The following is a 26758-nucleotide window of genomic DNA, read 5'->3' on the forward strand; positions in this document are numbered from 1 at the left end:
TAAAGGTGATTTTAATGAATAACTTAATTAGTTTAAAAAAAATAGGAAATATAGAAAGCGGCTATTTATCATTTTTTGAAGGGAATAGAGATATTCCATTTGACATTAAAAGATTATATTTTATATTTAATGTTCCTCAAGGTAAAAAAAGAGGTATGCATGCACACAAAGAATTAAAACAACTATTATGGTGTTCATATGGAGAAGTAATTATTAAGCTTGACAATGGGAAAATAAAAAAAACTTACTTATTAGATTCACCAGAAAAAGCTTTACTAGTAGGAAGCGGTATATGGAGAGAAATGATATGGAAAAAAGAAGATTCGATTTTATGTGTAGCTGCTTCTGAATATTATAATGAAGATGACTATATAAGAGATTATAATGAGTTTTTAAAGTATGCAAAGGAAGGATATTGGAAAGATGAAAATAAACTTTAATCAACTAGATAGAGGTTATTTAAAACATAAAAATGAATATGATGAAGCTGTTATTACTACTCTTGAATCTGGGTGGTATATTTTAGGTGAACAAGGGCAGAAGTTTGAAAAGAAGTTTGCTGAATTCATTGGAGCCAAATATTGCGTTGGACTCAATTCAGGACTGGATGCATTAACTCTTGCCTTTAGAGCATTGAATATTGGTACTGGAGATGAAGTAATAGTTCCAGCCAATACATATATAGCATCAGTAATAGGTATAACTGAAAATGGAGCAACTCCTGTTTTTGTTGAACCAGATGAATACTATAATGTTGATGTGGACAAAATTGAAGAAAAAATTACTTCTAAGACCAAAGCTATTCTTGCAGTTCATTTATATGGACAAGCTGCGAATTTAAAGAGAATTAAAGAATTAACAGAAAAATATAACTTATATATGATTGAGGACTGTGCACAAAGTCACGGAGCTAAATTTGAAGATAGAACTACAGGAACATGGGGAGATATTGGTTGCTTTAGTTTCTATCCTACGAAAAATTTAGGGGCATTTGGTGATAGTGGTGCTATAGTAACCGATAATGAGGGAATCTATGAAAAAATAAAGATGCTAAGAAATTATGGAAGCAAAGTTAAATATCATAATGAAATTTTAGGAGTAAATTCAAGATTAGATGAAATTCAAGCAGCTTTATTACTAGTTAAGTTGTCACATTATTGTGAAATTAGAAAAGAGAGGGCCTCAATAGCAGAAAGATATATAACTAGAATAAAAAATAAGAATATTGTTTTGCCTCAAATCAGAAATAGAGCAGAACATGTATGGCATTTATTTATTGTACAGACAGAAAATCGAGATAGACTTCAGAAATACTTACTAGATAACGGTATAGTCACTCAAATACATTATCCTATACCACCTCATTTATCTCAAGCATATAAATATTTAGGATATAAAGAAGGAGACTTTCCTATTACAGAGCATCTAGCTAATACAATCATTAGCTTACCTTTATATGAGGGAATGACAGAGGAAGAAATAGATTATATTATTGAAACGATAAATAAATACTGATTTCTGTAGCAATTATTTTAGTACTTTGCTAACTAGTTTTAGCAAATATTATAGGAGTGGATAATAAATATGGATATGAGAGGGATTGAAAGTGTTTTAAATGAATGCGAAAGGTTAAGGGAACTTGTGTATCCAGAAAGTTATATATTGAAGAGATTAAAAGATTCAAGCAATGTTGCTATATGGGGGACAGGAGAACATACTGAACATCTCCTAAAAGTTTTAGACATAGATAAAATTAATTTAAAATGTTTTATAGATTCCAATCAAAGTAAGTGGGGAAAAGAGTTTCATAATTTTAAAATATATCCACCAAAAGCAATTACAGAGCTTCAAATAGATTCAGTAATTATTTCTTCATGCACATATAGTTCTGAAATCAGTGCTCAGATTTTAAGAAATTTTCCTAACTGTAAGTATGTAGATTTATATAGTGAATTAGAGTACAATAGACCGTTTTATTATGTTGTAGATGACCTAAAACCGCTATATGAATTTTACACAGAAACATGTTTGTTGATAAAGATCGATTTGGAAAGTTTAAAAGTATCTATAGATAATGATATGTTAAGGAAATTAGATGAATTTATTGAGGATATAGATGTAGATAGAAAGGGCTTTGAAAAAAATATCAAACTAACTAGCTTAGAATATGTAAATACATATTTAAGAAATTCTGATGAGGATTGTAATTGTGAAACTAAAAAGAAAATTAAAGTTGCATTTTTTATACAAAACCCTAACACATGGAGTTCTACAGAGTCTGTATATGAAGCGATGATAGAAGATGATAGAGCTGATGTAAAGGTTATACAATTACCTTTTATTCATAGATACAGCACTGAGTATAATGGATCGAGAAATCTTTTGCTAAAAAAACAGATAGCATTTATTCCATGGTATTTATATAACATTGAAGAAGATAGGCCTGATATTGTAATATACCATAGTCCATATGACGCGACTAGACCAAGTATGTATAGTGTTGAAAGCATAAAAAAACTAGGGATAAAAATCATTTATATACCTTATTGTCAGGAGTTATTTGGTGGAGACATAGCAAAATGGTTTTTTAACAATGATATTCATAGAGATGCATGGAAAATATATGTAAGATCTGAAAAATATAAGAAGATGTTCAAAAAAAATAGTCTATACAATGGTGAAAATTTAGTGGTGACTGGACATCCTAAATTTGACAGCATGGCAAAATTAAAAGATTTTGAAGTCAATGAGTATAAAAGGAATTTAGTCAAAAATAAGACCGTCTTTTTATGGAATCCTCATTTTTATGCAAATGATGGCGTTTCAAACTCTACCTTTAATACATGGAAAAGTTTTATTTTATCACTTTTCGAAAAAAGAGATGATTTGTTTTTAATAATAAGACCTCATCCTCTTTTACTTGGAGGATTAATAAAACTAAATAATGGAGATACAACTGAAGTTGATAATTTTAGGAAGGCTATTAAAAATATGAAAAATGTTATTTTGGACGAAAGTGATGATTACAGGGAATCCTTTGTATTATCGGATGCTTTAATTTCTGATACATCATCATTTTTATTGACATATATGCCTACTTGTAAACCAATACTGCATTTAATTGGAGAAAATACTATTAAATTAAATGAGGATGGACAGGATATCGCAAGCGTTTGCTATAAAGGCAGTACAAAAGAAGATATTTTAAATTATATAGATATGGTTGTGGATAATAAAGATCCGCTATACCATCTGAGAATATCAAAGCTTAGGGAGCATCTAACATACTTTGATTGCAATTGTGGATATAGAATAAAGGAAGATATGTTAAACTCCTTTTCTGAATCTTTATCTGAGCTTTAAAAAACATTGCTTAATTTAAGGAGTGAAATAATGAAAGTGCTCATTTTAGCTGCTGGGGAAGGTAGTCGCTTAAGACCTTATACACTAGATAAGCCAAAGTGTATGGTTTTGTTTAGAGAGAAACCTATAATCAAATATACACTAAGCGTTCTAGAGAAAAGCAATATTACAGATATTAGCATAGTTACTGGTTATAAAAATGATGTACTTAGTAATTATCTTAAAGAAAATTATAATCACATAGATATAAAATTGATCCATAATCCTTTGTTTAGTATTACAAATATGGTATATACAATGTTTTGTGCACAGAGCTTTTTTGATTCTAGCAGCGATTTGATTATATCTTATTCAGATATTATATATAACGAAAAAGTATTAAATAAACTGATAAATTCTAGTGAAGGCATCTCTGTAGTTATAGATAAAGACTGGGAAAAGCTCTGGAGAAAAAGAATGGACAACCCATTAGATGATGCTGAAACTATGAAACTAGATGATGAAGGTTATATAAAAGAATTAGGTAAAAAACCTAACAGTTATGCTGATATAGAAGGACAATATATTGGACTAATAAAAATTTCAAAAACTATGATTAAAGAAATTATCAATTTCTATAATAGCTTGGATAGGGATAAAATTTATGATGGAAAAAACTTTGATAATATGTATATGACCACCTTTCTACAATTATTAATTGATGAAGGATTTAAGGTAAAGCCTGTTGTGATTAATGGGGGCTGGATAGAAGTTGATAGCGTTGATGATTTAAAAAACTTACAAGATTATGAAATATAATTCGGAGGAGTTCAAATGGTTATATGGATTATTGGAATGTCTGGAAGTGGGAAAACAACTTTAGGTAATGAAATGTACAAGATTTTAAAAAGCATGAATAAGGATTGGGTAATTTTGGATGGAGATATGGTTAGAGCATCACTAGGAGAAGACTTAGGGCATTCTATTGAAGACAGGAGAAAAAACGCATATAGGATTAGTAACTTATGTAAGTTACTAGATGCACAAGGTATAAACGTAATAGCTTGTGTTTTATCAATTTTCCATGATAATCAAAAGTACAATCGTGAAATATTTAGCTGCTATAAAGAAATCTTTTTAGATGTCAAATTTGAAAAACTAATTGAAAGAGACAATAAGGGATTATATCAAAATGCTCTTAATGGCAATATTAAGAATTTTGTAGGAGTAGATATAGAATTTATTAAGCCCTATGCACCTGATATAGTAATAGATAATAATGAAGATAATTTAGACTTCAGTGATTTAGCTTTTAAAATCATAAATGAGTTAGGAATAGAAAATGATTATCTATATGAATATGCATCTAAAGACAGATTAAAGTATCCTGAAAAATATCAATACACAAAATTCATAGGGACTCCTTTTTTAGAAAGCTATATGACTTCAAGAGATAAGAGTATAAAAATATTGGAAAAAGCAGTAGTCAGGATAGTCAATAACGATTTAGATATAAAAACTAAAGAGAATGATATTAGTGATTTTTTATTGAGTGATATTAGAAATGTTATTCCTCATATAGAAAAAGAAATAGAGTTTTCACCTGAGAAAATATATCGAAATGGGGGAGAAATAACAACTAAGCATTATTTGCTTAATATATTGAAGACAATGAGTAATGGGAATCTGACAGAAGACATGGTTTACAACATACAAAAATTATTGAATAGATTTGAAGTAACTAAGAGAATTTACGCAGAATACAACAAGAATTTTAAGAGAAGTAGTTTGATTTATGATGAAATGATAAATTATTTATTATTCTTAAATATATTGCTTTTACTTTTAAGCAGAGAAAGTTCCAAGTCAAGAAAATATATATTATTTAACACAATATTGAAACTAAATGATTTAGTTACATCCTCTTTGTCAAGAGTTTTTTCAAAAAGTGAAATTATATTAGCTTATTGTGGATTAGTAAAGGAGAAAGAAATATTTGAATCTTTATGGGAGGAGCAACTATGTTAGATTTTTCTATATTATTAGTAAATACAAACAGATCGAAGGCTTATTTACAAAACTTGATAAAAAGAGGTTTTTTACCTAAGAGTGCGATTGTTTTACAGGATAATAATTATGTGTTGCCAGAGCAAAAAGGCATTGATAGCATATATAAAGATACAAAGCAAACTTTAGAAAGGAAAGTAAAATCGATAGATATTAGTTTCGATGAAAAGGAACATGTAATTACGACTTTAAAAAACAACAATATAGAGTATTGTATTGCAAATACACTAGATGTTAATTCCGAAGAAGTTATTAATTATGTCAGAGAATGTCCTTCTAACTATATTATTTATTCTGGACCAGGTGGAGCAATTCTAAAAAAAGAGATTCTAGAGCAGGATAAAAAGTTCATTCATGTTCATCCTGGTTGGCTGCCAGATTTTAAAGGTAGCACTACAATATACTATAGCATGTTAATTGAAAATAGTATTGCTTGTTCAGTTATTTTACTAGATGAAAATATAGATTCAGGACCTATTTTATATAGAAAAAGATTTGAAGTGCCTAAAGACATTCAAATAGATTTTGATGTGGTTTTAGATCCTATAGTAAGGGCTTCAACTTTGATAGATTTTATGCAGAATCAAACAGATGAAATGATGCTGAGAGAAGAAAGTTTTAATAATGAAGGGAATGTTTTTTATATAGTTCATCCTGTTTTAAAACATATGGCAATTCTAAGTCAAAGAGCTAAAGAAAAAAAGGGGAATATAAAGTATGGAAAAGGAAAAGAGTTATAACTTTAAAACGAAGGCTCACACACTAAAATTTTTATATAATGAAATTAAAAGTGCTAGAGTCTTACCCTTACTAATTATTCAATATGAGGAATTTTATAAAGATAAAAATGCTGTAATCAGGAAAATAGATGATTATGTTGATGAAAGATTCCTTGTAATACGGTCTTCATGTAAAGAAGAAGACACATTAGAAACATCTAATGCTGGGAAATACGAAAGTATTTTAAATGTTGATAAAAATAATGGTACTGAACTCATAAATGCTATAGAAAAAGTTTTTCATTCTTATAATAAGGCAGAAGGAGAAGTTTTAGTACAGCCAATGTTGAAGAATATTGCTAAAGCAGGAGTAGTATTTACTTGCGATATTGATACTTTAGCACCGTATTATATCATTAACTTTGATGAATCAGGGAAAAGTGATACTATTACAGGAGGAAAGGGAAACTCATATAAAACCTATATTTTCATGAAAGAAAGTCAATTGAAAGCTGATGAAGAGTTTCTAGACAAAATCATCAAATGTTGTAGAGAAATAGAGAATATATTTGGCAATCCTCACTTAGATATAGAATTTGGATTAGATAAAAATGGTGATCTATATATTTTTCAAGTGCGACCTATTGTAACAAACAATAAAAATAACTTATCACATTTAGATATAAAAGATTCTTTAAGGAAAATTCACAAAAAAATTGACAAGCTAATGTCACCTCATCCAAACTTGTTAGGAGATAAAACAGTTTTTGGGGTGATGCCTGATTGGAATCCAGCAGAGATTATTGGATTAAGACCAAAGAAACTATCCATATCACTATATAAAGAATTGATTACAGATTGTATTTGGGCATATCAACGAGATAATTATGGATATAGAAACTTGAGAAATCATCCATTAATGGTTTCGTTCTTAGGTATTCCATATATAGATGTGAGAGTTACTTTTAATTCTTTTATCCCTAAAGGACTTCACGAAGATATTGCCAAAAAGCTTGTTAATTTTTACATAGACAAGTTAATAAATACACCTACTTACCATGATAAGGTAGAGTTTCAAATTGTTTATTCATGCTATTATTTAAATTTACCAGAAAAATTGAAGGAATTAAGGCATTATGGATTTACAGAAAATGAAATAAAACGTATAGAATTTTCACTATTGGATATGACTAACAAAATTATTGACCCTGTAAATGGTTTATATAAATTAGACATTGAAAAGAATAGAATATTGCAGCAGAAATACGATGAAATATTAAATAGTAATCTTTCAATTGTAGATAAAATTTACTGGTTGTTGGAAGACTGCAAAACATACGGAACCCTTACATTTGCTGGGATAGCGAGAGCTGCATTTATAGCTATGCAATTTTTGAATTCTTTTGTAGAACTCAATATTATGACAAAAAAGGAATATGAATCTTTTATGAGTTCATTAAGTACTATAAACAAGCAGCTAAATACAGATTTTAAGAATGTATTAGATGGTATGTTAAATAATGAAGACTTTGTGAATAAATATGGTCATATTAGACCTGGTACTTATGATATTTTATCACCTAGATATGATGAGAATTTTGCGTATTATTTTTCAGACAAATGTAATCAGGAAGAGAGTGAAAACGAATTTTGCTTTACAGAGGATAAACTAAAAGCAATAGATAAAGTGCTAAGAGAGCATGGAATAACTATCAACTCGGAAAAATTAGTTGTTTTTATTAAAGAGGCTATTGAAGGTAGGGAATATGCGAAGTATGTTTTCACTAAATCACTAAGTAAAGTGCTGCAACTAATAGAGGAATTCGGTGCTAGATATGGTATCAAAAGAAGTGATTTAGCATACCTAGATATCCAGAGGGTGAGAGAACTATACTCAACATTAGACCATAGAAATGTTAGAGATATTTTCTTAGAAGATATAGAAAAAAATAAAGAGTTTTATCAATATACACAAGCAATTAAACTTCCGAGCCTTATAACTAAAGCAGAAGATGTATATAAGTATTATCTTTTGGAAGAAGAACCTAACTTTATAACATTAAAGAATATATGCGCTGAGATTATAAGAGAGGAAGATATACATTCTGCTGAATTAGAAGGGAAAATTATTTTTATTCAAGCTGCTGATCCAGGATTTGATTTTCTTTTTAGCAAGAATATTGGGGGCTTGATTACTCAGTTTGGCGGTGCTAATTCACATATGGCTATAAGATGTGCTGAGCTAGGAATTCCGGCTGTTATAGGTGTAGGAGAAAAGTATTTCACTCAATGGATAAAAAGCAAAATTTTAGAAATAGATTGCTTAAGTAAGCAGGTAAGGTGTATTGAATGAAAAAAATAGCAATAACACAGAGAATTGTTGAAAATAGCAATTACTTTGAGATTAGAGATTGTTTAGATGTACAATGGGCTTCACTTTTAAGAAAAGCAGGTGTTTTACCAATTATTCTGCCGAGCCAGTATGATTTTAATATTTATTTTAATGAGTTAGAAATTGATGGGATAATATTTAGCGGCGGAAATGATTTAAGCATTTATTCGGGAAGCAAGATTGATAAAGAAAGAGATAAGTTAGAAGAGAGGATAATTAAATATGCAATTGAAAAAAGCATGCCGGTTTTGGGTATATGTAGAGGCATGCAGTTTATGGGGCATTATTTTGGAATGAGACTGAAAAAAGTAAATAATCATGTAGGACAAAGACATGAAATAATAATAAATAAAAGATCAAAATACTATTATGATTTAAAAGGAATAAATCAAGTAAACTCTTATCATAATTACGGATTTGAAGAAATAACAGATGAATTTATTGCTTCAGCAGTAAGCAAGGATGGAATAATTGAAGCTATGGAACATAAATATTATAAAATATTTTTACAAATGTGGCATCCAGAGAGACAGAGACCTTTTTGTGATAATTATATAGGATTTATTAAGAAGTATTTTGGTATTGTGTAGTAAATAGATTATAAATACTGGTTTGAAAAGATATCTAAACTAATTTTAGGAGGTTCAAAATGAAAGGCATAATTTTAGCTGGTGGTTCTGGTTCAAGACTATACCCTATAACAAAAGGTATTAGTAAGCAATTATTGCCTATATACGATAAACCCATGATATACTATCCATTATCAGTGTTAATGTTATCAAAAATTAGAGAGGTGCTTATAATCTCAAACCCTGAGTATATAGATTTATATAAAAATCTGTTAGGAGATGGTTCTAGGCTAGGCATGAGGTATGAATATAAGATTCAAGAAAAGCCTAGAGGTCTTGCTGATGCATTTATAGTTGGAGAGGAATTCGTAGGTAAAGATAGTGTATGTCTGATACTAGGAGATAACATTTTTTATGGACAAGGGTTTGTACCTAGGCTGGAAAATGCATCTAAAGTAAAGGATGGTGCAGTAATATTTGGTTATTATGTTCCCGACCCTAGGGAGTTTGGAGTAGTTGAATTTGACGAGAATTATAATGTTTCGTCTATAGAAGAAAAACCAGAAAACCCCAAATCTCATTATGCAGTTCCTGGACTTTATTATTATGATAATAGTGTAATTGAAAGAGCTAAAAATCTTAAGCCTTCAGCTCGTGGAGAACTTGAGATTACAGACCTAAACAGAGAATATCTAAATGAAGGAAAACTAAAGGTAGAACTGCTAGGTAGAGGATTTGCTTGGTTAGATACTGGTACTTATGAGGGACTTGCCAATGCTTCAAATTTTGTAAGGACAATGCAGGAAAGAACTGGTCTTTATATTAGTTGTTTAGAAGAGATAGCATATAGAAATAAGTGGATAACTAAAGAAGAGTTGATAATTCTTGGCAGAGGGTATGAGAAAACTGATTATGGAAAATACATATTGAGCATTACAGGAGAGATATAGATTTACTAGTAGGTGGATGCAAAATGTAACTTTAAGCTATCCACAGAAAATAGGAAATTTAATGCCTTGTGAGAAATCTAAGCCTTAGATTATTCACAAAAAAAGGAATACTAAAACAAAGGTTCAATAAACTTTTACTTATTGTGAACAGTTGTAAAGTTCTGGAACGAGCTAATTGAAAAAACATTTAAGGAGGGATTATATTGAGTAGACTAAGAGAATTAAAGCTATGTGATTTAGAATATATGTATGAGATAATTAATGAACCAGAGGTTGCGAGTAATTTTCTTTTTACAAGATACCCATTTTCAAAAGAGAGTTTAGAAGCCTTCATTAAGAATAGTTGGAGGAATACTAAAGATGTTCATTATGCAATAGTTAATGGTAATGATGAGTATATAGGGACAGTTAGTTTAAAAAACATTAATTATATAGATAAAAATGCTGAGTATGCAATAGTAGTTAGAAAAAAATATTGGGGACAAAAGTATGCATATGAAGCAACTAAGGCTATTATTAACTATGGGTTTGATAAATTAAATTTGAATAAAATATACCTAAATGTTTTGTCATCAAATACTAGGGCAAATTTGTTTTATGAAAAGTTTGGTTTTATAAAAGAAGCTATTTTTAAAGAACATGTGTATATAAATGGAAAGTATGAGGATTTGGTTTGGTTCAGTATATTTAAAAAATCATATTGATAATAAAATACCTATAAATCTATGAGAATCAGTATGATAAGAGTTAATTGAAAGAACTAAAAACCTTAAGCCTTCAGCTCGTGGGAGCTTGAGATTACAGACCTAAATAAAGAATATCTAAATGAAGGAAAACTTAAAGTTGAGCTATTAGGTAGAGGATTTGCGTGGCTGGACACTGGTACTTATGAAGGGCTTGCCAATGCTTCAAATTTTGTAAGGACAATGCAGGAAAGGACAGGTCTTTATATTAGTTGTTTAGAAGAGATAGCATATAGAAACAAGTGGATAACTAAAGAAGAACTGAAAATCCTAGGAAAGGAATATGAGAAAACTGATTACGGGAAATATATACTAAGCATAGCAAAAGAGATATAGACTTATTGACTTATGGGGGAATATTCTATGAATATTTTAGTGACAGGTGGAGCTGGATTTATAGGCTCAAACTTTATTAGACACATGCTAGAAAAATATGATTATAAGATAGTTAATTTAGATTTGTTGACATATGCAGGAAACCTAAAAAATTTGGAGGATATTGCTGATGACAGCAGATATCATTTTGTCAAAGGTGACATTTGTGATAGACAGTTACTTGAAAAAATTTTTTATAAATTTGATATAAACGTAGTAATCAACTTTGCAGCAGAATCACATGTAGATAGAAGTATCGAAGAGCCAGAAATATTCTTAAAGACTAATGTTTTAGGGACGCAGGCATTGCTAGATACTGCTAAGCATTATTGGAAAATAGATCCTAATAATAAATATAGTAGAGCATACCGAGAAGGAGTAAAATTTATACAAGTATCTACTGATGAAGTATATGGTACACTGGGAACAGAAGGGTATTTTACTGAAGAGACAAATATAGCACCTAATAGTCCGTACTCAGCCTCGAAGGCTTCGGCTGATATGATAGTAAGGGCTTACCATGAAACCTATGGACTTCCTATAAATATTACTCGTTGTTCCAATAATTATGGACCATATCAGTTTCCTGAAAAACTAATTCCACTTATGATCAATAATGCATTAAACAACAAACCTCTTCCTATATATGGTGATGGGAAGCAAATAAGAGATTGGCTTCATGTAAAAGATCATTGTGAGGCTATAAATACAGTACTTCATAAAGGATTAGATGGCGAAGTTTACAATATTGGTGGAAACAATGAAAAAGAAAATATAGAAATAGTAAGACTAATACTAAGTTACCTTGATAAGGGAGAGGATTTAATAACTTATGTGGCTGATCGACCAGGTCATGATAGAAGATATGCTATAGACAACTCAAAAATAACAAGAGAGTTGGGATGGAGTCCGTCTCTAACTTTTGAACAAGGCATCACTAAAACAATCCAATGGTATCTAGAAAATCAAGGATGGATGATGGAAATAGTTTCAGGAGACTACATGAAATATTATGAGAGAATGTATTCTAGTAGAATTATAAATTCGAGAAGAGAAGTTATTGCTGACATATTTGATGAAGTTGCTGTTTCTAAATATGAGTAAATAAGTAGCAATATAGTATAGCCATAATGAGGTGATATTAAATGCAAAAAGAATTGGCAGTAGCAAATAGAATAATTAGCGAAAACTCTCCAACCTTTATAATAGCAGAAATCTCAGCAAACCATCTTCAAAGCTTTGATAACGCAGTTAAAATAATAAAGGAAGCAAAGAAGGCAGGAGTAGATGCTGTTAAATTACAAACTTACACACCAGATACTATAACTATTGACTGTGACAACAAGTATTTTCAGATAACACAAGGCACCATCTGGGATGGAACTACCCTACACAAACTATACCAAGAAGCATATACTCCTTGGGAGTGGCAGCCTAAGTTAAAGAAAATTGCCGAAGAGGAGGGCCTTATCTGTTTCTCATCTCCTTTTGATATCACAGCAGTAGATTTTTTAGAGGATATGAATGTACCAGCATATAAAATAGCTTCCTTTGAGATTAATGACATACCTTTTATCGAATATATAGCATCTAAAGGGAAGCCAATAATCATGTCTACTGGAATAGCTACATTAGCAGACATAGAAGAAGCACTATCAGCTTGTAAAAGGATGGGTAATGAGCAAGTTGCTTTATTAAAATGTACATCAGCATATCCATCTCCAATGGAAGATATTAATTTAAGAGTTATTCCAAATATGAGAGATACTTTTGGTACTATAGTTGGATTATCAGATCATACATTAGGACATACTGTAGCATTAGGCGCAGTAGCATTAGGAGCTAAAATAGTTGAAAAGCACATAACACTAAGTAGGTCTGATGGAGGACCTGATGCTAAATTTTCTATGGAGCCAGATGAGTTTAAAGAAATGGTAACTAGAATTAGAGAATTAGAAAAAGCTCTTGGACAAGTTACATATGAATTGACAGACAAGCAGAAAAAGAGTAGAGAACATTCCAGATCATTATTTGTAGTGAAAGATATTAAAAAGGGAGATATATTTACAGAAGAAAATATTAGAAGCATAAGACCAGGCTTTGGACTACCAACTAAATATACTAACGAAATTATAGGTAAGAAAGCTAGACATGATATACAAAAAGGAACTCCAGTTGATTGGAGCTTAATAGAATGAAGAAAATTATTATTAGAACATTAGGTGGTAAGGGAATTGGCTATGGACATTTTTATAGATGCTTGTCACTAGCCAAAGCTATAAAGATGTTAGGCACACAAATACACATTAATTTTATAATCAATGATGAATTAGTGGATTTAATATATAGTAGTGGGTTTGACTATATAGTTGCCAATGATTTAACTGAGGATATAGCAACTCTAAACAATATTAACCCAAGTTTATTTATTTTTGATTCATATTTGGGAACAAACGAATACTTGAGAAATATCAAAGAAAAGACTAAATTAATGCTTATTGATGACAATAACGATATCTATGACTCTGTGATACCAGACATTATTTATAATGGGAATATATTTGCCGAAAAGCTAGTGTATAGTGAAACTGAAGAACAATTAAGACTACTAGGACCAGAGTATTTAATAATGAAGGAAGAGTATTGGGATAATAAAGATAATTCTATACCTAAAGAAGGTATTTTAATCACAACTGGTGGTACTGATGAACATGAAATAGCGATTAAATTATTAGAAGCAATTAAGGGCTTAGATATTAAAGTAAAAGTAATTATTGGACCAGGATATAGGGATGAATATATTAAGCAAATTGAGGAGCTAAAAATCGAAAATGTTGAGTTAATTTATAAACCAAGTAGCCTAAAAAGCTACATATCTTCTTCAAAAATTGTAGTTACTGCTGGAGGTAGTACTATTTATGAGGTATTATCACAAAGGAGTATTCCTGTTGTATTTAGTATAGCAGATAATCAGGACTTAGCATGCAAAACTTTAAGCCATTTGGGGGTTGAATATATGGGAAAGTATCCTAATATTGACTATTCTAGATTAGCCAAAACAATTGAAACGATTGAAGTAATAAATGCAGAAGACAAATATAGTAGCATATTTAAATTAGTTAACAATAATGGTGCTAAGCTAGTTGCTAAGACTGTACTTAAAAATATATAATGAATAACTAGTAAGTGTAGATAAAAAATGTACATGAAAGGAGCTGATACTATGGATATAGCTGCAATGTCAACCATGCTGAGTCAATCGAGCATACAACAACAAGCTAGCTTATCAGTTTTAAAGCTATCAATGGATTCTGCAAAGGTACAAGCACAAAATATGGCAGAGATGCTTCAACAGTCAACAAAAGCTATGGAGATGTCAGTAAATCCACACTTAGGTGGAAAGATTGATATTAGACTATAAGAAGTTAATCTGGAACAATACATGATAAGATGCCAGGATTATTTATAGCACCTAGGCATCTTATCTTATGTTATTATTTAAATCTAGAAATTGTACTCCTTAAACCTGAAGTCATAGTTACTAAATCGTAAGCGGCTATTATAGGTTTAAGTTTAATTGCTTAGGACTATTATTCCGTTCTTTACATCATATATAGTCAATTTTCTTAGAGTCTAGTTTTAAGAATATTTAAGTATATTTCTAGGTTAGAAACAAATACTTTAAAGCTGACCTCCTTTCCGAAAATTAGATAGTTATAAACGAGATCTTTTCCAATGTCATCTAGTGCATTTATTAACTCTTGTTCAGAAATGTTATTTAGTAGATCACTATCCTCTTTGAACATAGTTTTTAGGTTTTCTATAAATTTGTCAAGCATGATGAATTTGTTATTTAAATTTTCTGTATTCATATATTTACATTGTAACATATTTTTCTTCTTTTTGAGTCATAATAATTTATAAATTTGTTTTTGTGTTAGGATATTTAAGAGGTGGTAATATGAACTTTTCTGAACGACTCAAAGCCCTTAGAGAAGAAAACAACTTAACTCAAAGCGAATTAGCAGAAAGGTTGAGTATTAGTAGACAATCAGTTAGTAATTATGAGAAGGGAACCAGATTTCCAAATGATCCTAAGATTATTCTTCAAATTTCTAAGCTATTTGATGTTTCAGTAGACTATCTTCTTGGTGCAACTTCCATTAGGAATTTTTTCAAAGGCTGTTATAGAGAAACGGATACCAAAGTAAAAGAAGAACATTCTCTATATTTTTCAAGTAAAACTAAAGCCCTTGAGAAGTTGTTTGTTGAGGTGGATGATCTTTCAGTGGATAATATAAATAAAATAACAAACTGCTTAAAAATATTTAAAGAAGAGTAGTTATAAGGTGTTGTCATACACTTACTGCCTACATAATTTTCCTAATAAAACTAACAGTCTTCCTAAATATATTTGCAGTAGCTATGTCTTTAAATATAGTATGAGTGAAGGATAACCTTTTTGAACTAAAAATGAAAAACAAAACAAGTAAAAGGCAGCTTTCTAGATTTCCATCAAGAAAACTGCCTTTTAGTTACATTAATTAAGGCTAAAAAGCCCAATTTCCATTTTCAAAGATTTGTATTTCTTCCCCATCCTGTGTTTTCCCAACGATTGATAAATCTGATGAGCCAATCATAAAATCTACATGGGTTAGAGAATTATTTACCCCGTGGGCTTCTAGCTCTGCTTCAGTCAAATTTTCTCCACCTTTGAGGTTTGTTGGATAAGCTTTTCCAAAAGCAAAATGACAGGAAGCATTTTCGTCAAACAATGTATTTAAAAATACTGTATTAGTATTAGATATAGGAGAATCAAATGGAACCAAGGCTACTTCGCCAAGGTATTTTGCACCCTCATCTATATCCAATAGATCAGCTAAAACTTCTTGACCTACTTTAGCTTCAAAATCTACAACTCTTCCTTCTTTAAATGTAAGCTTAATATCTTTTATTAATTTACCACCATAGTTTAAGGGCTTTGTACTATATACAACACCATCTACACCAGTTTTTAGAGGCAAAGTAAATACTTCCTCAGTAGGCATGTTGGCAACAAAATATGTACCCTTTGAATTTTTCCCGCCACCAGCGATCCAAATATGTCCTTCAGGTAGCTTTACAGTTAGATTAGTTCCATTAGCTGAAGTATAGTGTAGTTCTTTAAAATTCTTTTCGTTTAAAAACTCCATTTTTTGTTTTAATGTAGCCAAATGTTCTTGCCATGCAGCAACCGGATCATCTAAGTCCATTCGAGTTGCACTGAATATTTTATCCCAGAGAAGTTCTACAGCTTCATCCTCTGAAACATCTGGGAATACTCTCTTTGCCCAGCCCTTTGTTGGGATAGATACAACACACCAGGAATTAATGTCATTCATGGTATATTTTCTCCACTCTTTTAATGCAATGGCAGATGATTTGTTATTGGCTGCAATTTTCTTTGGATCTGCATCTTTTAAAAGCTCAGGGTCTTGAGCAGATATGGAAAGAAATCCTGCACCTTTTTTAGCATAATCTTCAAGACCATCTGCGTACCACTTCGGAAAGTTTTCAAAGACTTCCATAGGAGCGTTTTCATATTTTAGTTTAGTTAATATTCCGTCATTCCAATTGACATGTACCTCGCTAGCACCTGCCTCATAGGCATGTTTAGCTACTAGTCTTACAAACTCTACTCCTTCAACAGGAGCATTAATTACCAGTGGTTCTCCAGGTTGAATGTTAATTCCAACCTTAACACAAAGTTTTGCATAGTCGTCTAATTTTTTGTTAAATGTATCCATATTTCACCTCGAATTAAATTGATACTTATAGTTTATATTAGTGACTAAAAATGTCAAGAGTGCAATGGAATAATAAAGGGTGGCATGAAGGAGATACTAAGATAAGGAGACAGACACTTCGTCCTTTTCTGTGGTTGCATTTAACTTGTCAATTGACCTATTACAACATTTTTCGAAATATTCAGACAAATATCTTTACAGATCGTAATTTATAGTGTAAAATATAATTAATAGGATGCGGTAGCTCTATATTAACCATCTCTAAATGTAGTATAAGTAAGTATAAATAAGCTAGTAAGAGATGCAAATTAAGATTTACTGTAGTTAGTAACATATTTAGTTTAGGTTAGATTGGTTTTGAGTTAGTTGTAGAATTAGATTATTAGCAAATTAAGTAGGTTTAAGTATATTAAGAAAAAATATATTTTGGACATATGTAGGAAGTGTGATAGATGTTATTAAATGACAGTCCACCAAAATCAACTAGATGGTTGATGTATCTACTGTAGGTCCTATTAAAAATATGCAGACAGCTTTTAAATAAAAAGCTGTCTGTTTTAGTATGTCCAAGTTAGGACAAGTGAAAATTATATTTACAAGTGTCTTTATTTATCGGACTTTTCCCAGTTGTCCAACTTTTCCATGATTAGATCATAAGTTTGTCTAGAAATCTCAGGCAATCCACCGAGTATTTTTTCAGCTTGTTTGAAACCTTCATCAATAGCAGCCTTTAAGCTATCAAGCTTTGACTTATCTCCACCTGAGATAGCTATTGCAAAGTCTACAATTCTTTGACTAACAGCTTCTACTCCTAATGGGCCATCTTCAGCTATCATTTGTTGGGCTTCTAATCTAGCTTGTTCGTCAACTTCAACTACTTCTGTAGGGTCTAGTAGTTTCAATGATTTACCTTGTCTATTAAGTAAGTCTTCAATAAGTCTTATTAAGCTCTCATAAGTTCTTTTACTCTCTGCCTTTAATCTATCTATAGTAGCTTTATCATATATATGGGATGTTTTCTCATAAGTAGCTTTGCTAGACCTATTACTTTTTTCGAAAACAGCAGCAGGTTTTTCATTTGTAATCTGTTTATCTTTATTGGTCAAATTTTCTTGCTTAGTTGTTACACTAGATATTGAATTAATTTTATCTATTCTCAAAATATTCCACCTCCTATAATATATATCGACAACCCATTAAAAATTCTGAGATATATAATCAAAAAGTGGAAAACTTTGCTATACAACTTTCTTAACAAATCTAACAGTCTTCTCCAATATATTCACAGTAGCCATATCCTTAAGCCTAGTATCAAAGGAATGTCCGCCTTTCTTGTGAACTAAAAAGTCATGCTTAATATTAAGCTGTTTTAACTTTGAAACAAACTTTATAGAGGATGTGAATGGTACAGTAGTATCTAATTTTCCATGAACTATTAAGGATGGAACCATATCCTCACTAACCCAGCTAATAGGAGAATAATAATTATATATATCATCCTTTGGAGCTTCTATGCCTTTTAATGTCTGGTTTGTTGCAAATCTAGCAAATATGGACTTGCTTTCAGAGATGAAGATGTCATTCAAATCAGTAGGGGCATAATAAGCTACTACTCCTTTAACCCCAGACATTGCTTCTTTGTTCTTATTAAAAGTATGATAAGTAGAATATAATAAAGAAAGGTGGCCACCTGCAGATAGACCCATTAAGACTATATTATTCTTATTTACACCTAGTCTTTTGCTATTATTTCTTACATAATTCAATGCATCTGTATAATCTAACAGTATATCCTTCATAGTGTTTCTATAGCCGTATCTATAGTCAATGCTAGCTACAGCAAAGCCTTTAGATGCTAAGTACTTACACCAGGAAACATTATTAGGCTGATTTCTAAATCCAGAAATCCACCCTCCTCCATGACAAAAAAATACTAAGGGAGTTAATCCCTTATTTTTTGAAGGGAGCCATATGTCTAATTTTAGATCCTTATCCTTAGTCTTTTTATATACATAAGTTTTTGGCTCGAGTTTCTTGTTTACGTTTATAGGCACTCTTGAATTCAATGTTTTCCAAGCATATATAAAAACAGATATGAGGAAATAATAGAATCCTAGAGTCAAGTCTTCTATTGTCAGAATGAGAAATATTAATAATAGATATAGCTTATTTACAATAAAGAAAGAGGTTCTAAGCTTTTGAATTAGTTTATTCATAATAACCTGCCTAATTTATTTTTCCAATGGATTCTTTATTATCTCCTTAGCTAATAAAGCCTTCTTTGCTTCCTTAGAATTGAAGTTAAGCTTATGGAGCATGTATTTGGCTAGAAAATAGCCAAATGGTAACCAATTCACATGACTTATTGGGAGCACTTTTGTATTGGCATTAGCCATTTCATCATGTAGTATTTTACGTGACAGTACAGGTAAAGTATGATCAAAATATGCATCAATAAATGTTACCTTTTTCATATCAAGTAGATGAGCATATGAAATAGGGTCAATTTTAAATAAAGGATGAATATCCTCATTAGTTATTATATCACTATAGGACATTTTTTTTATTTCTGGAAATTGCTCATCATATATGCTATAAAGTGACTTTTTATCATTTAGGCTATATTTTGCATTATAACCCTTCTCAAACATTTTTCTAGCAAATACAGTAGCAGGTGATTGATGCAATATGCGAGGCATATGTCCGCCAGTTGTCATAAAAAGTAGATGATTAATTCTATTATCAATAGTACCAACTATTGTAGATATCATACCACCTAAGCAGTAGCCAGCAATAATATTGTTTTCTTTCCAAGAGCCAGATTGCTCTAGCATGTCAATGGTACTCAATGTGTCTACAACTCCGTGCTCCCAAAATTGATACATTATATTCATATCAGGATAAAGGTAGCTACGACCACTGACAGACTTGTTTTCTACTCTAGTATAATTGCCAGGCAATATTAATACACTTGTACTTACACCAGCGTTGGCTAAGTGAGGACCTAGCCATAATATATATTTAACATTCTTACTGCCTAATCCATGGAGTATGAGAGCAGAAGCTCTAACTTCTTTTTTAGGCTCGAATAAATATAATTCAACATTCTCAGTTCCAGGAGCACAATTCCTATATAAAGATTGGAATCTGACATAATTACATCTATAATTCCTTCCCTTAAATATGTATCCAGAAACAGTATCAATTTTTCTTTTAGTATATGAAAAGTCAATAATCATATAAAAGCATCCCTCTTCCATACTCCAAACTCTGAGCTACTTTCTTGCCACTAATACAGTAGCGAAAGAATTCTCAAAATATTCCTCTTTACCAAACCCACCATAAACTTCAATCTTATTAAATCCAGCGTTTTTTACTATATTAACTAATGCATCCTTTCTTAGTGGAAATAGTGCTACAGAATTCTCATATTTATGTGTTTTGTCTTCATTAGTTATATGTATTTCAGTATTAAACAGTATTTTTCCTGATACTTTATCATGAACATAATTTCTTACAAACTCTACTCCAGCTTCTTTTCGACTAATTGTAGGTAAGTGATCAATATTAAAATCAAGAATTCTATCATAGTTAATTATTTGGATGACCAATGTACCATTATCATTTGTTATATCTGATATATCATTAATCAGCTGTCCAATCTCATCTTCACTGTCTAAATGAACTAATGAATTACCTATACAATATATTAAGTCATATTTTTGATCAGAGAATAAAGCTTTAATATCCTTCATATTTCCTTGGGTAAAATTAATATTTAAGTTCTCGGCTTTTGCTTTCTTTTTTCCAGCTTTAATCATTTCACTATCAAGATCTACTCCATCTACTATATACCCCTTTTTAGCTAGCTCAATTGCATAGTTTCCTGTTCCACAAGCAATATCAAGGATATATTTTCTATCATTTGCTGATTTTTCTATGAACTCAACTGTAGATGGTGCAGCTGGAAATATAATATCATAATACCTACTAAGCTCTTCATAAAAACCCATTAAAATCACTCCCACAAATTGTTATATCATAATAGTATTATACCCATAATAAGTTAGTCAAATTATTTTGTAAAGTTAATGGACAGATTGAAACAGTACAAAGAACTTTTAAAGTATTGGAACAAGTTCCTTAATTACATGATATAATTTAATATGGCAGGATAATAATATTGATATGACAGTTATTAGGGATAGTTTAATATAATGAGAAATATGGAGTGATTTTATGGGTAAAATATCAGCATTTTACACCTTGCCTCATCCACCTATTGCAATTCATGAGGTAGGTAAGGGAGAAGAGGAGAAAATACAAAGGACTATTGATGCCTTTAATATAGTGGCAAGGGAAATTGCGCAAATATCACCAGACACTATAATAATAGTCACACCACATGGCCCCTTGTTCAATGATGCTATTGCATTATCCTACGAGGAAAGTATTAAAGGAGACCTAGGGAGATTTGCAGCTCCACAGGTTAAATTTGATATAAAGTTAGACTTGTCCTTAACTAAAAAAATAATCCAATATGCGGGAAAAGAGGATATTATATCAGTGCTTATGACTGAGGATATAGCAAAAACCTATGATATGGAGCTTGAACTAGACCATGGTACTATAGTGCCTTTGTATTTCATAAATAAAAAATATAAGGATTATAATTTAGTCCACATCACTTATGGTATGTTGTCAAAAATACAGCTATATAAGTTTGGAATGTGTGTCAAAAAAGCAGTAGAAGATAGTGATGTAAATGCAGTATTTGTTGCAAGTGGAGATTTATCACACATGCTTAAAGAAGATGGTCCCTATGGTTACAGTCCCTATGGTGAGAAATTTGACAGCGAAATAATATCCTTGCTAAAAGAAGGGGATGTTTCAGGTATATTTAACATGGATAAAACTACTATAGAAAAAGCTGGAGAGTGTGGCCTTCGTTCATATTATATTATGCTAGGAGCCATGAATGGATGTGAGTTTAAAGGAAATCTCCTATCCTATGAAAATACTTTTGGAGTAGGATATTCTATTATGAACTTTTTTACTAAGGAGACTAATGTAAACACTTACGAAATCTTGATTGACGAAAATAGGAAAAGAGCCAAGCAAAAAATCCAGTCATCTAGCCCATATTTAAGGCTTGCTCGTGAATCACTAACTTATTTCCTAGCTAGTGGTAAACACATGGATATTCCTTCCTATGTAACAGAGGAAATGCTGACAGAAAAAAGAGGAGTTTTCGTATCATTGAAAAAAGAAGGACAATTAAGAGGATGTATTGGAACTGTTTTTCCAGCCACTGAGAATGTAGCGAATGAGATAATCAGAAATGCTGTAGAAGCAGGACTATATGATCCTAGATTTATAGCTGTGACAGAAGGGGAGCTAGAAGAAATAGATTTTTCTGTAGATGTGCTTACAGAGCCTGAAAAAGCTACTATGGGAGAGCTAGACCCTAAGAAATACGGAGTAATAGTGAGAAGTAGAGGTAAAACTGGATTGTTGCTTCCTGATTTAGATGGGGTAGATACTGTAGAAGAACAGCTAAGTATTGCATTACAAAAGGCTGGTATAGGTAAGAATGAAAAATATACTATTGAAAAATTTGAAGTCATTAGATACAGTGAAGTGTAGGTGGTGTTTTGTTACGAGAGGCATTATTTTATAAAAAACATGATGATAAGATAAAGTGCTTCCTGTGTCCCCATAATTGCAATATACCAGAGGGAAAGCATGGACTATGTGGTGTTAGAGTCAATAAGGAGGAAATCTTAAAAACTATAAATTATGGGGAAATAACCTCTATGGCAATAGACCCTATAGAAAAAAAGCCACTTTATCATTTCAAACCAGGCGGCAATATATTGTCTGTAGGCAGCTTTGGATGTAACTTTTCCTGTGACTTCTGCCAAAATTATTCCATATCCAAGTATAAGCCTGATAGCAAATATATATTGCCTGAAGAGCTAATCCCAATATGCTCAAGTGCTAGTGATAGCATAGGTATAGCCTTCACTTATAATGAGCCATCTATATGGTATGAATATGTACTTGATACCTCGAGGCAGCTTAAAGAAAAGCATCCAGACCTAAATGTAGTACTTGTCACTAATGGTTTTATTGAAGAAGGGCCATTAGTAAAGCTTTTACCATATATAGATGCCATGAATATTGATTTAAAATCCTTCCAAAATGATTATTATAGAAAAACCTGTGGGGGAGAAAAAGATGCAGTGCTTAAGACTATTGAGAACTCGTACAAGGCATGTCATGTTGAGATAACTACATTACTTGTAAATGGGCTAAATGATTCTGAAGAGGAAATCAAAGAGATAGCATCTTATTTAGCAGGATTGAATAAGGACATTCCATTACACCTGACTAGATATTTTCCAAGCTATAAAATGGAGGCTCCACCTACAGACATAAAAACAATGCTAAAAGCTAGGGAAATAGCAGCTGAATATTTAAATTATGTATATTTAGGGAATATACCCAATACAAGTGCTTCCACCTATTGTCCTCAATGCAAAACCCTTTTAGTGGAGAGAAGTGGGTATTATACCAAGACATTTTTGGAAGAAGAAAGATGTCCAGAATGTGACTATGAAATAAATATTGTGTTATAAAGCAACTTGGAAACTTTTGAAGTACACTCTAAATGTTAGGCGTCTATAACATCAGAGTGTATTTTTTTAGAGTTGCTTTTGAACAAAATCATGATAAAATAATATAATGTTTAATGTTATAAAAAATAAAGCAGGAGTTGTTTATTGTGGGAGCTTATAAACCTAAGAACATAAAAAGAAAAATCTATATACTTCTAACTAATACAGGCTCTATTCCTACAAAGATTATAAAAGTATATACTAAATCTCCATATAATCACGTGGCTATTTCATTTACTAGAGATTTAAGAAGGTTTTATAGCTTTGGCAGAAAAAAGTACTATAATCCTTTATTTGGAGGTTTTGTGATTGAAAGCATAGATAGTAAAATATACGACTACTTTAGTGAAACTACCTGTTCAATTTTTTCTCTTGAGGTAGATTGGCAGGTTTATTATCGTATGAGAAAGGTGGTCAAAGAGTTTGAAAAAGAGAAAGATAAGTATGTATACAGCTTTTTAGGACTATTAGGAGTTATTATAAAGATTCCTATTGAAAGAGAGTATTGCTATTTTTGTTCCCAATTTGTTGCTACAGTACTTGAAAAAAGTGGACTTAATCTATTTAATAAACCACCAGGATTAGTGACTCCAAATGATTTTATGAGGTTGGAGGAGCTTGAGCATATTTACACTGGTAAGCTTTCTGACTATTCCAAGGAAGGAAGTTTAAGTATGAATTTTATCCCATCTACAAGTGATGTATAAAAGCCCATTAGATAGCAAAACTCTATTTAATGGGTTTAATATTTGTAAGAAAAATTTAAGAAATTAAATGACCTATTCTTAAATATTCTGCTGTAAAATTGAAATAGATAGAGCTAATATTTAAAAAAATGATATAATGTAATTGATTTCCAATAGAAGTGAGGGATGAAAATGTGGGAGTACAATGTACTTGTAGTAGATGATGAGGATGAAATAAGGGATGCCATAGAGATATATTTAAGAAACGAAGGAATTAAAGTTTTCAAGGCAAAGGACGGATTAGATGGACTGATGATATTAGAAGAGGAGGATATACATCTTATACTAATGGATATAATGATGCCTAGAATGGATGGGATAAAGGCTACATTTAAAATAAGAGAAAGTAAAAACATACCTATAATCATGCTTTCGGCAAAGTCTGAGGATACTGATAAAATACTGGGATTAAACGTAGGTGCAGATGACTATATTACTAAACCCTTTAACCCTATGGAGCTAGTGGCTAGAGTAAAGTCTCAGCTTAGAAGATATATTAATCTAGGAAATTATAAGCAAGGCGAAGATGAGATAAATGTAAATGGTCTTATATTAAATAAAAGCACCAAAATGGTAACTGTAGATGGAGAGGAGATTAGGCTTACTCCTATAGAATACAAGATACTTGAGCTTCTCATGGAAAATAGAGGAAGAGTGTTTTCTATTGAAGAAATATATGAGCGAGTTTGGAAGGAGCCATATTTTAATTCTGACAATACAGTAGCAGTCCATATAAGGAGAATAAGAGAAAAAATAGAAATAAACCCTAAAGAGCCTAAATATTTAAAGGTGGTGTGGGGGATTGGATACAAAATTGAAAAATAGCAACATAAGCCTCCTTATACTGATCATAGCTGTATATATGCTAGCAATATGTGTACTAACTGTTATTGACATTAAGGGACACTCGGATTTTCTTACAATGGATCCGAAGGAAGCTTCTATTAAAATGGGTTATGAATTTCAATATTTTAATTCCATAAGGGAAAGAGTTTTTAAGGAAATAGGAATATTGGTATTTGCCTTAGGAATTAGTATCGGATTAATCTTTATTGGTATAAAACAATATAAAATACATGGGCTTTTAGATAAGCCCTTAAATTTATATATAAAGATACCAATAGATATTAGAGCTTTAGGATTTTTAATGTATTTATTTTTTATGCTTGATGTTACTAGGGGAATACATTTCTTTTATCTGCCCATAGGAATTGACCACGTTATTAAACTTACATTTATAAGTATATATATTTTTTACCTGGTTCTCAACTTATGGGAAGCATATAAGTTCATTACTATTAGCGACTATCTAATACAAGAGCTTAGAAAGAGTTTCATATATACTACAATAATTATGCTAAGAGATAGCTTCGCAGTTAAATCTGTAGGAGTTAGTATTTTAATAATAGTGTGGTTAACAGCTTTTACTGGACTTTTCTTTGCAATATTTTTCATTTCATACTATGAAAGTAGCCCATTATTTTTGATATCAGCATTATATATGATTTTATATCTAATATTTGTTCCACGTTATGTTATCAAACACGTCAGTCATCTCAATAAAATAATTTTAGGTGCAGAGGAAATTGCATCTGGAAACCTTAATCACACCATAGAGGAAAATGGTAATAGTAGTTTATCAAGGCTTGCAAATAGCATAAATAACATGGGTTCTGGCTATAGAAAATCTGTGGAAGAACAACTAAAAAGCGAAAGACTCAAGGCAGAACTGATAACAAATGTGTCACATGACCTAAAAACACCTTTGACTTCAATAATTAACTATATTGAGTTATTAAAAAAGGAAGACATCCCAGGTGAAGCAAAGGACTATGTAGGTGTTCTAGATAGAAAGGCACAAAGGTTAAAGGCTCTAATTGATGATTTGTTTGAAGCATCAAAAATGGCTAGTGGAACAATTGAGCTTGATATAGAAAAGCTAGATATTGTATCACTTCTAAAACAATCTCTAGGAGAATTTGATGAAAAAATAAAAAGTTCAGCTCTGGATTTCAAAGTAAATACTCCAGAAAAACCTATATATGTAGAGCTTGATGGAAAAAAGACATGGAGGGTATTCGAAAACCTCATTAGCAATATACTTAAATATTCAATGGCAAATACAAGAGTATATATAGATATATCAGAAAATGATAATAATGTTATTGTTACTATGAAAAACATATCAAATCATGAACTGGATTTTAATTCAGAGGAATTGTTTGAAAGATTTATTCGTGGTGATAGGTCTAGGAACACAGAAGGCTCTGGGCTAGGTCTAGCCATAGCAAAGAGTATAGTAGAGCTTCAAGGTGGAAGAATAGATATAGAAATTGATGGAGACTTATTTAAGTCAATAGTGTATTTTAACAAGATGCAATTAAGCTAG

Annotated in this window: 27 protein-coding genes and 1 pseudogene; 22 read left to right on the forward strand and 6 right to left on the reverse strand. The window is 31.1% G+C overall.

Translation table 11 applies throughout. From position 1 onward, the window contains the following. Positions 1–14 precede the first annotated feature (14 nt). The 16 genes and pseudogenes from DW1_RS01530 (at position 15) to DW1_RS01595 (ending at position 14578) form a co-directional block, all read left to right on the forward strand. A complete protein-coding gene (locus DW1_RS01530; protein ID WP_074348875.1) occupies positions 15–440 on the forward strand; it encodes a sugar 3,4-ketoisomerase in 426 nt (141 codons plus the stop codon). Then, a complete protein-coding gene (locus DW1_RS01535) occupies positions 400–1515 on the forward strand; it encodes a DegT/DnrJ/EryC1/StrS family aminotransferase (RefSeq protein WP_347499696.1) in 1116 nt (371 codons plus the stop codon). Before DW1_RS01530 ends, DW1_RS01535 begins: the two co-directional genes overlap by 41 nt. A gap of 69 nt (positions 1516–1584) precedes the next feature. Next, positions 1585–3363: a CDP-glycerol glycerophosphotransferase family protein gene (locus DW1_RS01540; protein WP_074348877.1), complete on the forward strand. Its 1779-nt coding sequence runs from the start codon at positions 1585–1587 to the stop codon at positions 3361–3363. A gap of 30 nt (positions 3364–3393) precedes the next feature. Next, a complete protein-coding gene (locus tag DW1_RS01545; protein ID WP_074348878.1) occupies positions 3394–4161 on the forward strand; it encodes a phosphocholine cytidylyltransferase family protein in 768 nt (255 codons plus the stop codon). A gap of 15 nt (positions 4162–4176) precedes the next feature. Beyond that, positions 4177–5370: an adenylyl-sulfate kinase gene (locus tag DW1_RS01550; RefSeq protein WP_074348879.1), complete on the forward strand. Its 1194-nt coding sequence runs from the start codon at positions 4177–4179 to the stop codon at positions 5368–5370. Then, positions 5364–6149: a formyltransferase family protein gene (locus DW1_RS01555; protein WP_074348880.1), complete on the forward strand. Its 786-nt coding sequence runs from the start codon at positions 5364–5366 to the stop codon at positions 6147–6149. The genes DW1_RS01550 and DW1_RS01555 overlap by 7 nt, the downstream gene beginning before the upstream one ends. Further along, positions 6127–8481: a PEP/pyruvate-binding domain-containing protein gene (locus DW1_RS01560; RefSeq protein ID WP_074348881.1), complete on the forward strand. Its 2355-nt coding sequence runs from the start codon at positions 6127–6129 to the stop codon at positions 8479–8481. The genes DW1_RS01555 and DW1_RS01560 overlap by 23 nt, the downstream gene beginning before the upstream one ends. Continuing rightward, the gene (locus DW1_RS01565) at positions 8478–9110 is read left to right on the forward strand and encodes a gamma-glutamyl-gamma-aminobutyrate hydrolase family protein (protein WP_074348882.1); all 633 of its coding nucleotides are present in this window, start codon (positions 8478–8480) and stop codon (positions 9108–9110) included. The genes DW1_RS01560 and DW1_RS01565 overlap by 4 nt, the downstream gene beginning before the upstream one ends. Positions 9111–9169: 59 nt before the next feature. After that, positions 9170–10039, forward strand: a complete 870-nt coding sequence (gene rfbA / locus DW1_RS01570; RefSeq protein WP_074348883.1) for a glucose-1-phosphate thymidylyltransferase RfbA — start codon at positions 9170–9172, stop codon at positions 10037–10039. 203 nt (positions 10040–10242) lie between these two features. Further along, the gene (locus tag DW1_RS01575) at positions 10243–10743 is read left to right on the forward strand and encodes a GNAT family N-acetyltransferase (protein WP_083605464.1); all 501 of its coding nucleotides are present in this window, start codon (positions 10243–10245) and stop codon (positions 10741–10743) included. Positions 10744–10836: 93 nt separating this feature from the next. Then, positions 10837–10902, forward strand: a pseudogene (locus DW1_RS15730) (hypothetical protein); the annotation flags it as partial. Positions 10903–10965: 63 nt separating this feature from the next. Next, complete coding sequence (locus tag DW1_RS15735) at positions 10966–11118, forward strand: hypothetical protein (RefSeq protein ID WP_242942416.1); 153 nt, start codon at positions 10966–10968, stop codon at positions 11116–11118. 27 nt (positions 11119–11145) lie between these two features. Then, positions 11146–12261 (forward strand): dTDP-glucose 4,6-dehydratase, encoded by a 1116-nt coding sequence (rfbB, locus tag DW1_RS01580; RefSeq protein WP_074348884.1) that lies wholly within the window; start codon positions 11146–11148, stop codon positions 12259–12261. Positions 12262–12302: 41 nt separating this feature from the next. Further along, a complete protein-coding gene (gene pseI, locus DW1_RS01585) occupies positions 12303–13355 on the forward strand; it encodes a pseudaminic acid synthase (RefSeq protein ID WP_074348885.1) in 1053 nt (350 codons plus the stop codon). Continuing rightward, positions 13352–14329, forward strand: coding sequence for a glycosyltransferase (locus tag DW1_RS01590; protein ID WP_074348886.1), 978 nt, complete (start codon positions 13352–13354; stop codon positions 14327–14329). The genes pseI and DW1_RS01590 overlap by 4 nt, the downstream gene beginning before the upstream one ends. A gap of 27 nt (positions 14330–14356) precedes the next feature. Beyond that, positions 14357–14578, forward strand: a complete 222-nt coding sequence (locus DW1_RS01595; protein WP_242942417.1) for a YjfB family protein — start codon at positions 14357–14359, stop codon at positions 14576–14578. Between the two features lie 205 nt (positions 14579–14783). Here DW1_RS01595 and DW1_RS01600 read toward each other — a convergent pair whose 3' ends face one another. Further along, on the reverse strand, positions 14784–15029 hold the full coding sequence (locus DW1_RS01600) for a hypothetical protein (RefSeq protein ID WP_143474333.1): 246 nt from the start codon (positions 15027–15029) through the stop codon (positions 14784–14786). 89 nt (positions 15030–15118) lie between these two features. Between DW1_RS01600 and DW1_RS01605 the strand changes: the two genes are divergently transcribed. Next, positions 15119–15499 (forward strand): helix-turn-helix domain-containing protein, encoded by a 381-nt coding sequence (locus tag DW1_RS01605; RefSeq protein ID WP_074348889.1) that lies wholly within the window; start codon positions 15119–15121, stop codon positions 15497–15499. A gap of 208 nt (positions 15500–15707) precedes the next feature. On the opposite strand, the gene DW1_RS01610 is transcribed toward DW1_RS01605, so the two are convergent. From DW1_RS01610 to DW1_RS01630, 5 genes are all read right to left on the reverse strand, one after another. Next, complete coding sequence (locus DW1_RS01610; protein WP_074348890.1) at positions 15708–16943, reverse strand: aminopeptidase; 1236 nt, start codon at positions 16941–16943, stop codon at positions 15708–15710. Between the two features lie 605 nt (positions 16944–17548). After that, positions 17549–18103 (reverse strand): hypothetical protein, encoded by a 555-nt coding sequence (locus DW1_RS01615; RefSeq protein WP_074348891.1) that lies wholly within the window; start codon positions 18101–18103, stop codon positions 17549–17551. 78 nt (positions 18104–18181) lie between these two features. After that, entirely contained in the window at positions 18182–19159 is a 978-nt protein-coding gene (locus DW1_RS01620) for an alpha/beta hydrolase (RefSeq protein WP_074348892.1), read from the reverse strand. Between the two features lie 15 nt (positions 19160–19174). Then, entirely contained in the window at positions 19175–20203 is a 1029-nt protein-coding gene (locus DW1_RS01625) for a dienelactone hydrolase family protein (protein ID WP_242942418.1), read from the reverse strand. Between the two features lie 15 nt (positions 20204–20218). Further along, positions 20219–20956, reverse strand: a complete 738-nt coding sequence (locus tag DW1_RS01630; protein WP_074348894.1) for a class I SAM-dependent methyltransferase — start codon at positions 20954–20956, stop codon at positions 20219–20221. Between the two features lie 226 nt (positions 20957–21182). Here DW1_RS01630 and amrA point away from each other — a divergent pair, with 226 nt between their 5' ends. The 5 genes from amrA (at position 21183) to DW1_RS01655 (ending at position 26758) form a co-directional block, all read left to right on the forward strand. Further along, entirely contained in the window at positions 21183–22589 is a 1407-nt protein-coding gene (gene amrA / locus DW1_RS01635) for an AmmeMemoRadiSam system protein A (RefSeq protein WP_074348895.1), read from the forward strand. An 8-nt stretch (positions 22590–22597) separates the two neighbouring features. Further along, on the forward strand, positions 22598–23584 hold the full coding sequence (gene amrS, locus DW1_RS01640; RefSeq protein WP_074348896.1) for an AmmeMemoRadiSam system radical SAM enzyme: 987 nt from the start codon (positions 22598–22600) through the stop codon (positions 23582–23584). Between the two features lie 146 nt (positions 23585–23730). Beyond that, positions 23731–24330 (forward strand): hypothetical protein, encoded by a 600-nt coding sequence (locus DW1_RS01645; RefSeq protein WP_200800450.1) that lies wholly within the window; start codon positions 23731–23733, stop codon positions 24328–24330. 171 nt (positions 24331–24501) lie between these two features. After that, positions 24502–25194 (forward strand): response regulator transcription factor, encoded by a 693-nt coding sequence (locus tag DW1_RS01650; protein ID WP_074348897.1) that lies wholly within the window; start codon positions 24502–24504, stop codon positions 25192–25194. Beyond that, positions 25172–26758, forward strand: coding sequence for a sensor histidine kinase (locus tag DW1_RS01655; RefSeq protein WP_074348898.1), 1587 nt, complete (start codon positions 25172–25174; stop codon positions 26756–26758). The genes DW1_RS01650 and DW1_RS01655 overlap by 23 nt, the downstream gene beginning before the upstream one ends.

It is taken from the genome of Proteiniborus sp. DW1 (assembly GCF_900095305.1).
Lineage (GTDB): Bacteria > Bacillota > Clostridia > Tissierellales > Proteiniboraceae > Proteiniborus.

Coding starts and splice junctions, on each gene's coding strand:
- DW1_RS01530 (WP_074348875.1), top strand. CDS start 15: ATGAATAACTTAATTAGTTTAAAAAAAATAGGAAATATAGAAAGCGGC.
- DW1_RS01535 (WP_347499696.1), top strand. CDS start 400: ATGCAAAGGAAGGATATTGGAAAGATGAAAATAAACTTTAATCAACTA.
- DW1_RS01540 (WP_074348877.1), top strand. CDS start 1,585: ATGGATATGAGAGGGATTGAAAGTGTTTTAAATGAATGCGAAAGGTTA.
- DW1_RS01545 (WP_074348878.1), top strand. CDS start 3,394: ATGAAAGTGCTCATTTTAGCTGCTGGGGAAGGTAGTCGCTTAAGACCT.
- DW1_RS01550 (WP_074348879.1), top strand. CDS start 4,177: ATGGTTATATGGATTATTGGAATGTCTGGAAGTGGGAAAACAACTTTA.
- DW1_RS01555 (WP_074348880.1), top strand. CDS start 5,364: ATGTTAGATTTTTCTATATTATTAGTAAATACAAACAGATCGAAGGCT.
- DW1_RS01560 (WP_074348881.1), top strand. CDS start 6,127: ATGGAAAAGGAAAAGAGTTATAACTTTAAAACGAAGGCTCACACACTA.
- DW1_RS01565 (WP_074348882.1), top strand. CDS start 8,478: ATGAAAAAAATAGCAATAACACAGAGAATTGTTGAAAATAGCAATTAC.
- rfbA (WP_074348883.1), top strand. CDS start 9,170: ATGAAAGGCATAATTTTAGCTGGTGGTTCTGGTTCAAGACTATACCCT.
- DW1_RS15735 (WP_242942416.1), top strand. CDS start 10,966: ATGCAGGAAAGGACAGGTCTTTATATTAGTTGTTTAGAAGAGATAGCA.
- rfbB (WP_074348884.1), top strand. CDS start 11,146: ATGAATATTTTAGTGACAGGTGGAGCTGGATTTATAGGCTCAAACTTT.
- pseI (WP_074348885.1), top strand. CDS start 12,303: ATGCAAAAAGAATTGGCAGTAGCAAATAGAATAATTAGCGAAAACTCT.
- DW1_RS01590 (WP_074348886.1), top strand. CDS start 13,352: ATGAAGAAAATTATTATTAGAACATTAGGTGGTAAGGGAATTGGCTAT.
- DW1_RS01595 (WP_242942417.1), top strand. CDS start 14,357: ATGTACATGAAAGGAGCTGATACTATGGATATAGCTGCAATGTCAACC.
- DW1_RS01600 (WP_143474333.1), bottom strand. CDS start 15,029: ATGAATACAGAAAATTTAAATAACAAATTCATCATGCTTGACAAATTT.
- DW1_RS01605 (WP_074348889.1), top strand. CDS start 15,119: ATGAACTTTTCTGAACGACTCAAAGCCCTTAGAGAAGAAAACAACTTA.
- DW1_RS01610 (WP_074348890.1), bottom strand. CDS start 16,943: ATGGATACATTTAACAAAAAATTAGACGACTATGCAAAACTTTGTGTT.
- DW1_RS01620 (WP_074348892.1), bottom strand. CDS start 19,159: ATGAATAAACTAATTCAAAAGCTTAGAACCTCTTTCTTTATTGTAAAT.
- DW1_RS01625 (WP_242942418.1), bottom strand. CDS start 20,203: ATGGAAGAGGGATGCTTTTATATGATTATTGACTTTTCATATACTAAA.
- DW1_RS01630 (WP_074348894.1), bottom strand. CDS start 20,956: ATGGGTTTTTATGAAGAGCTTAGTAGGTATTATGATATTATATTTCCA.
- amrA (WP_074348895.1), top strand. CDS start 21,183: ATGGGTAAAATATCAGCATTTTACACCTTGCCTCATCCACCTATTGCA.
- DW1_RS01650 (WP_074348897.1), top strand. CDS start 24,502: ATGTGGGAGTACAATGTACTTGTAGTAGATGATGAGGATGAAATAAGG.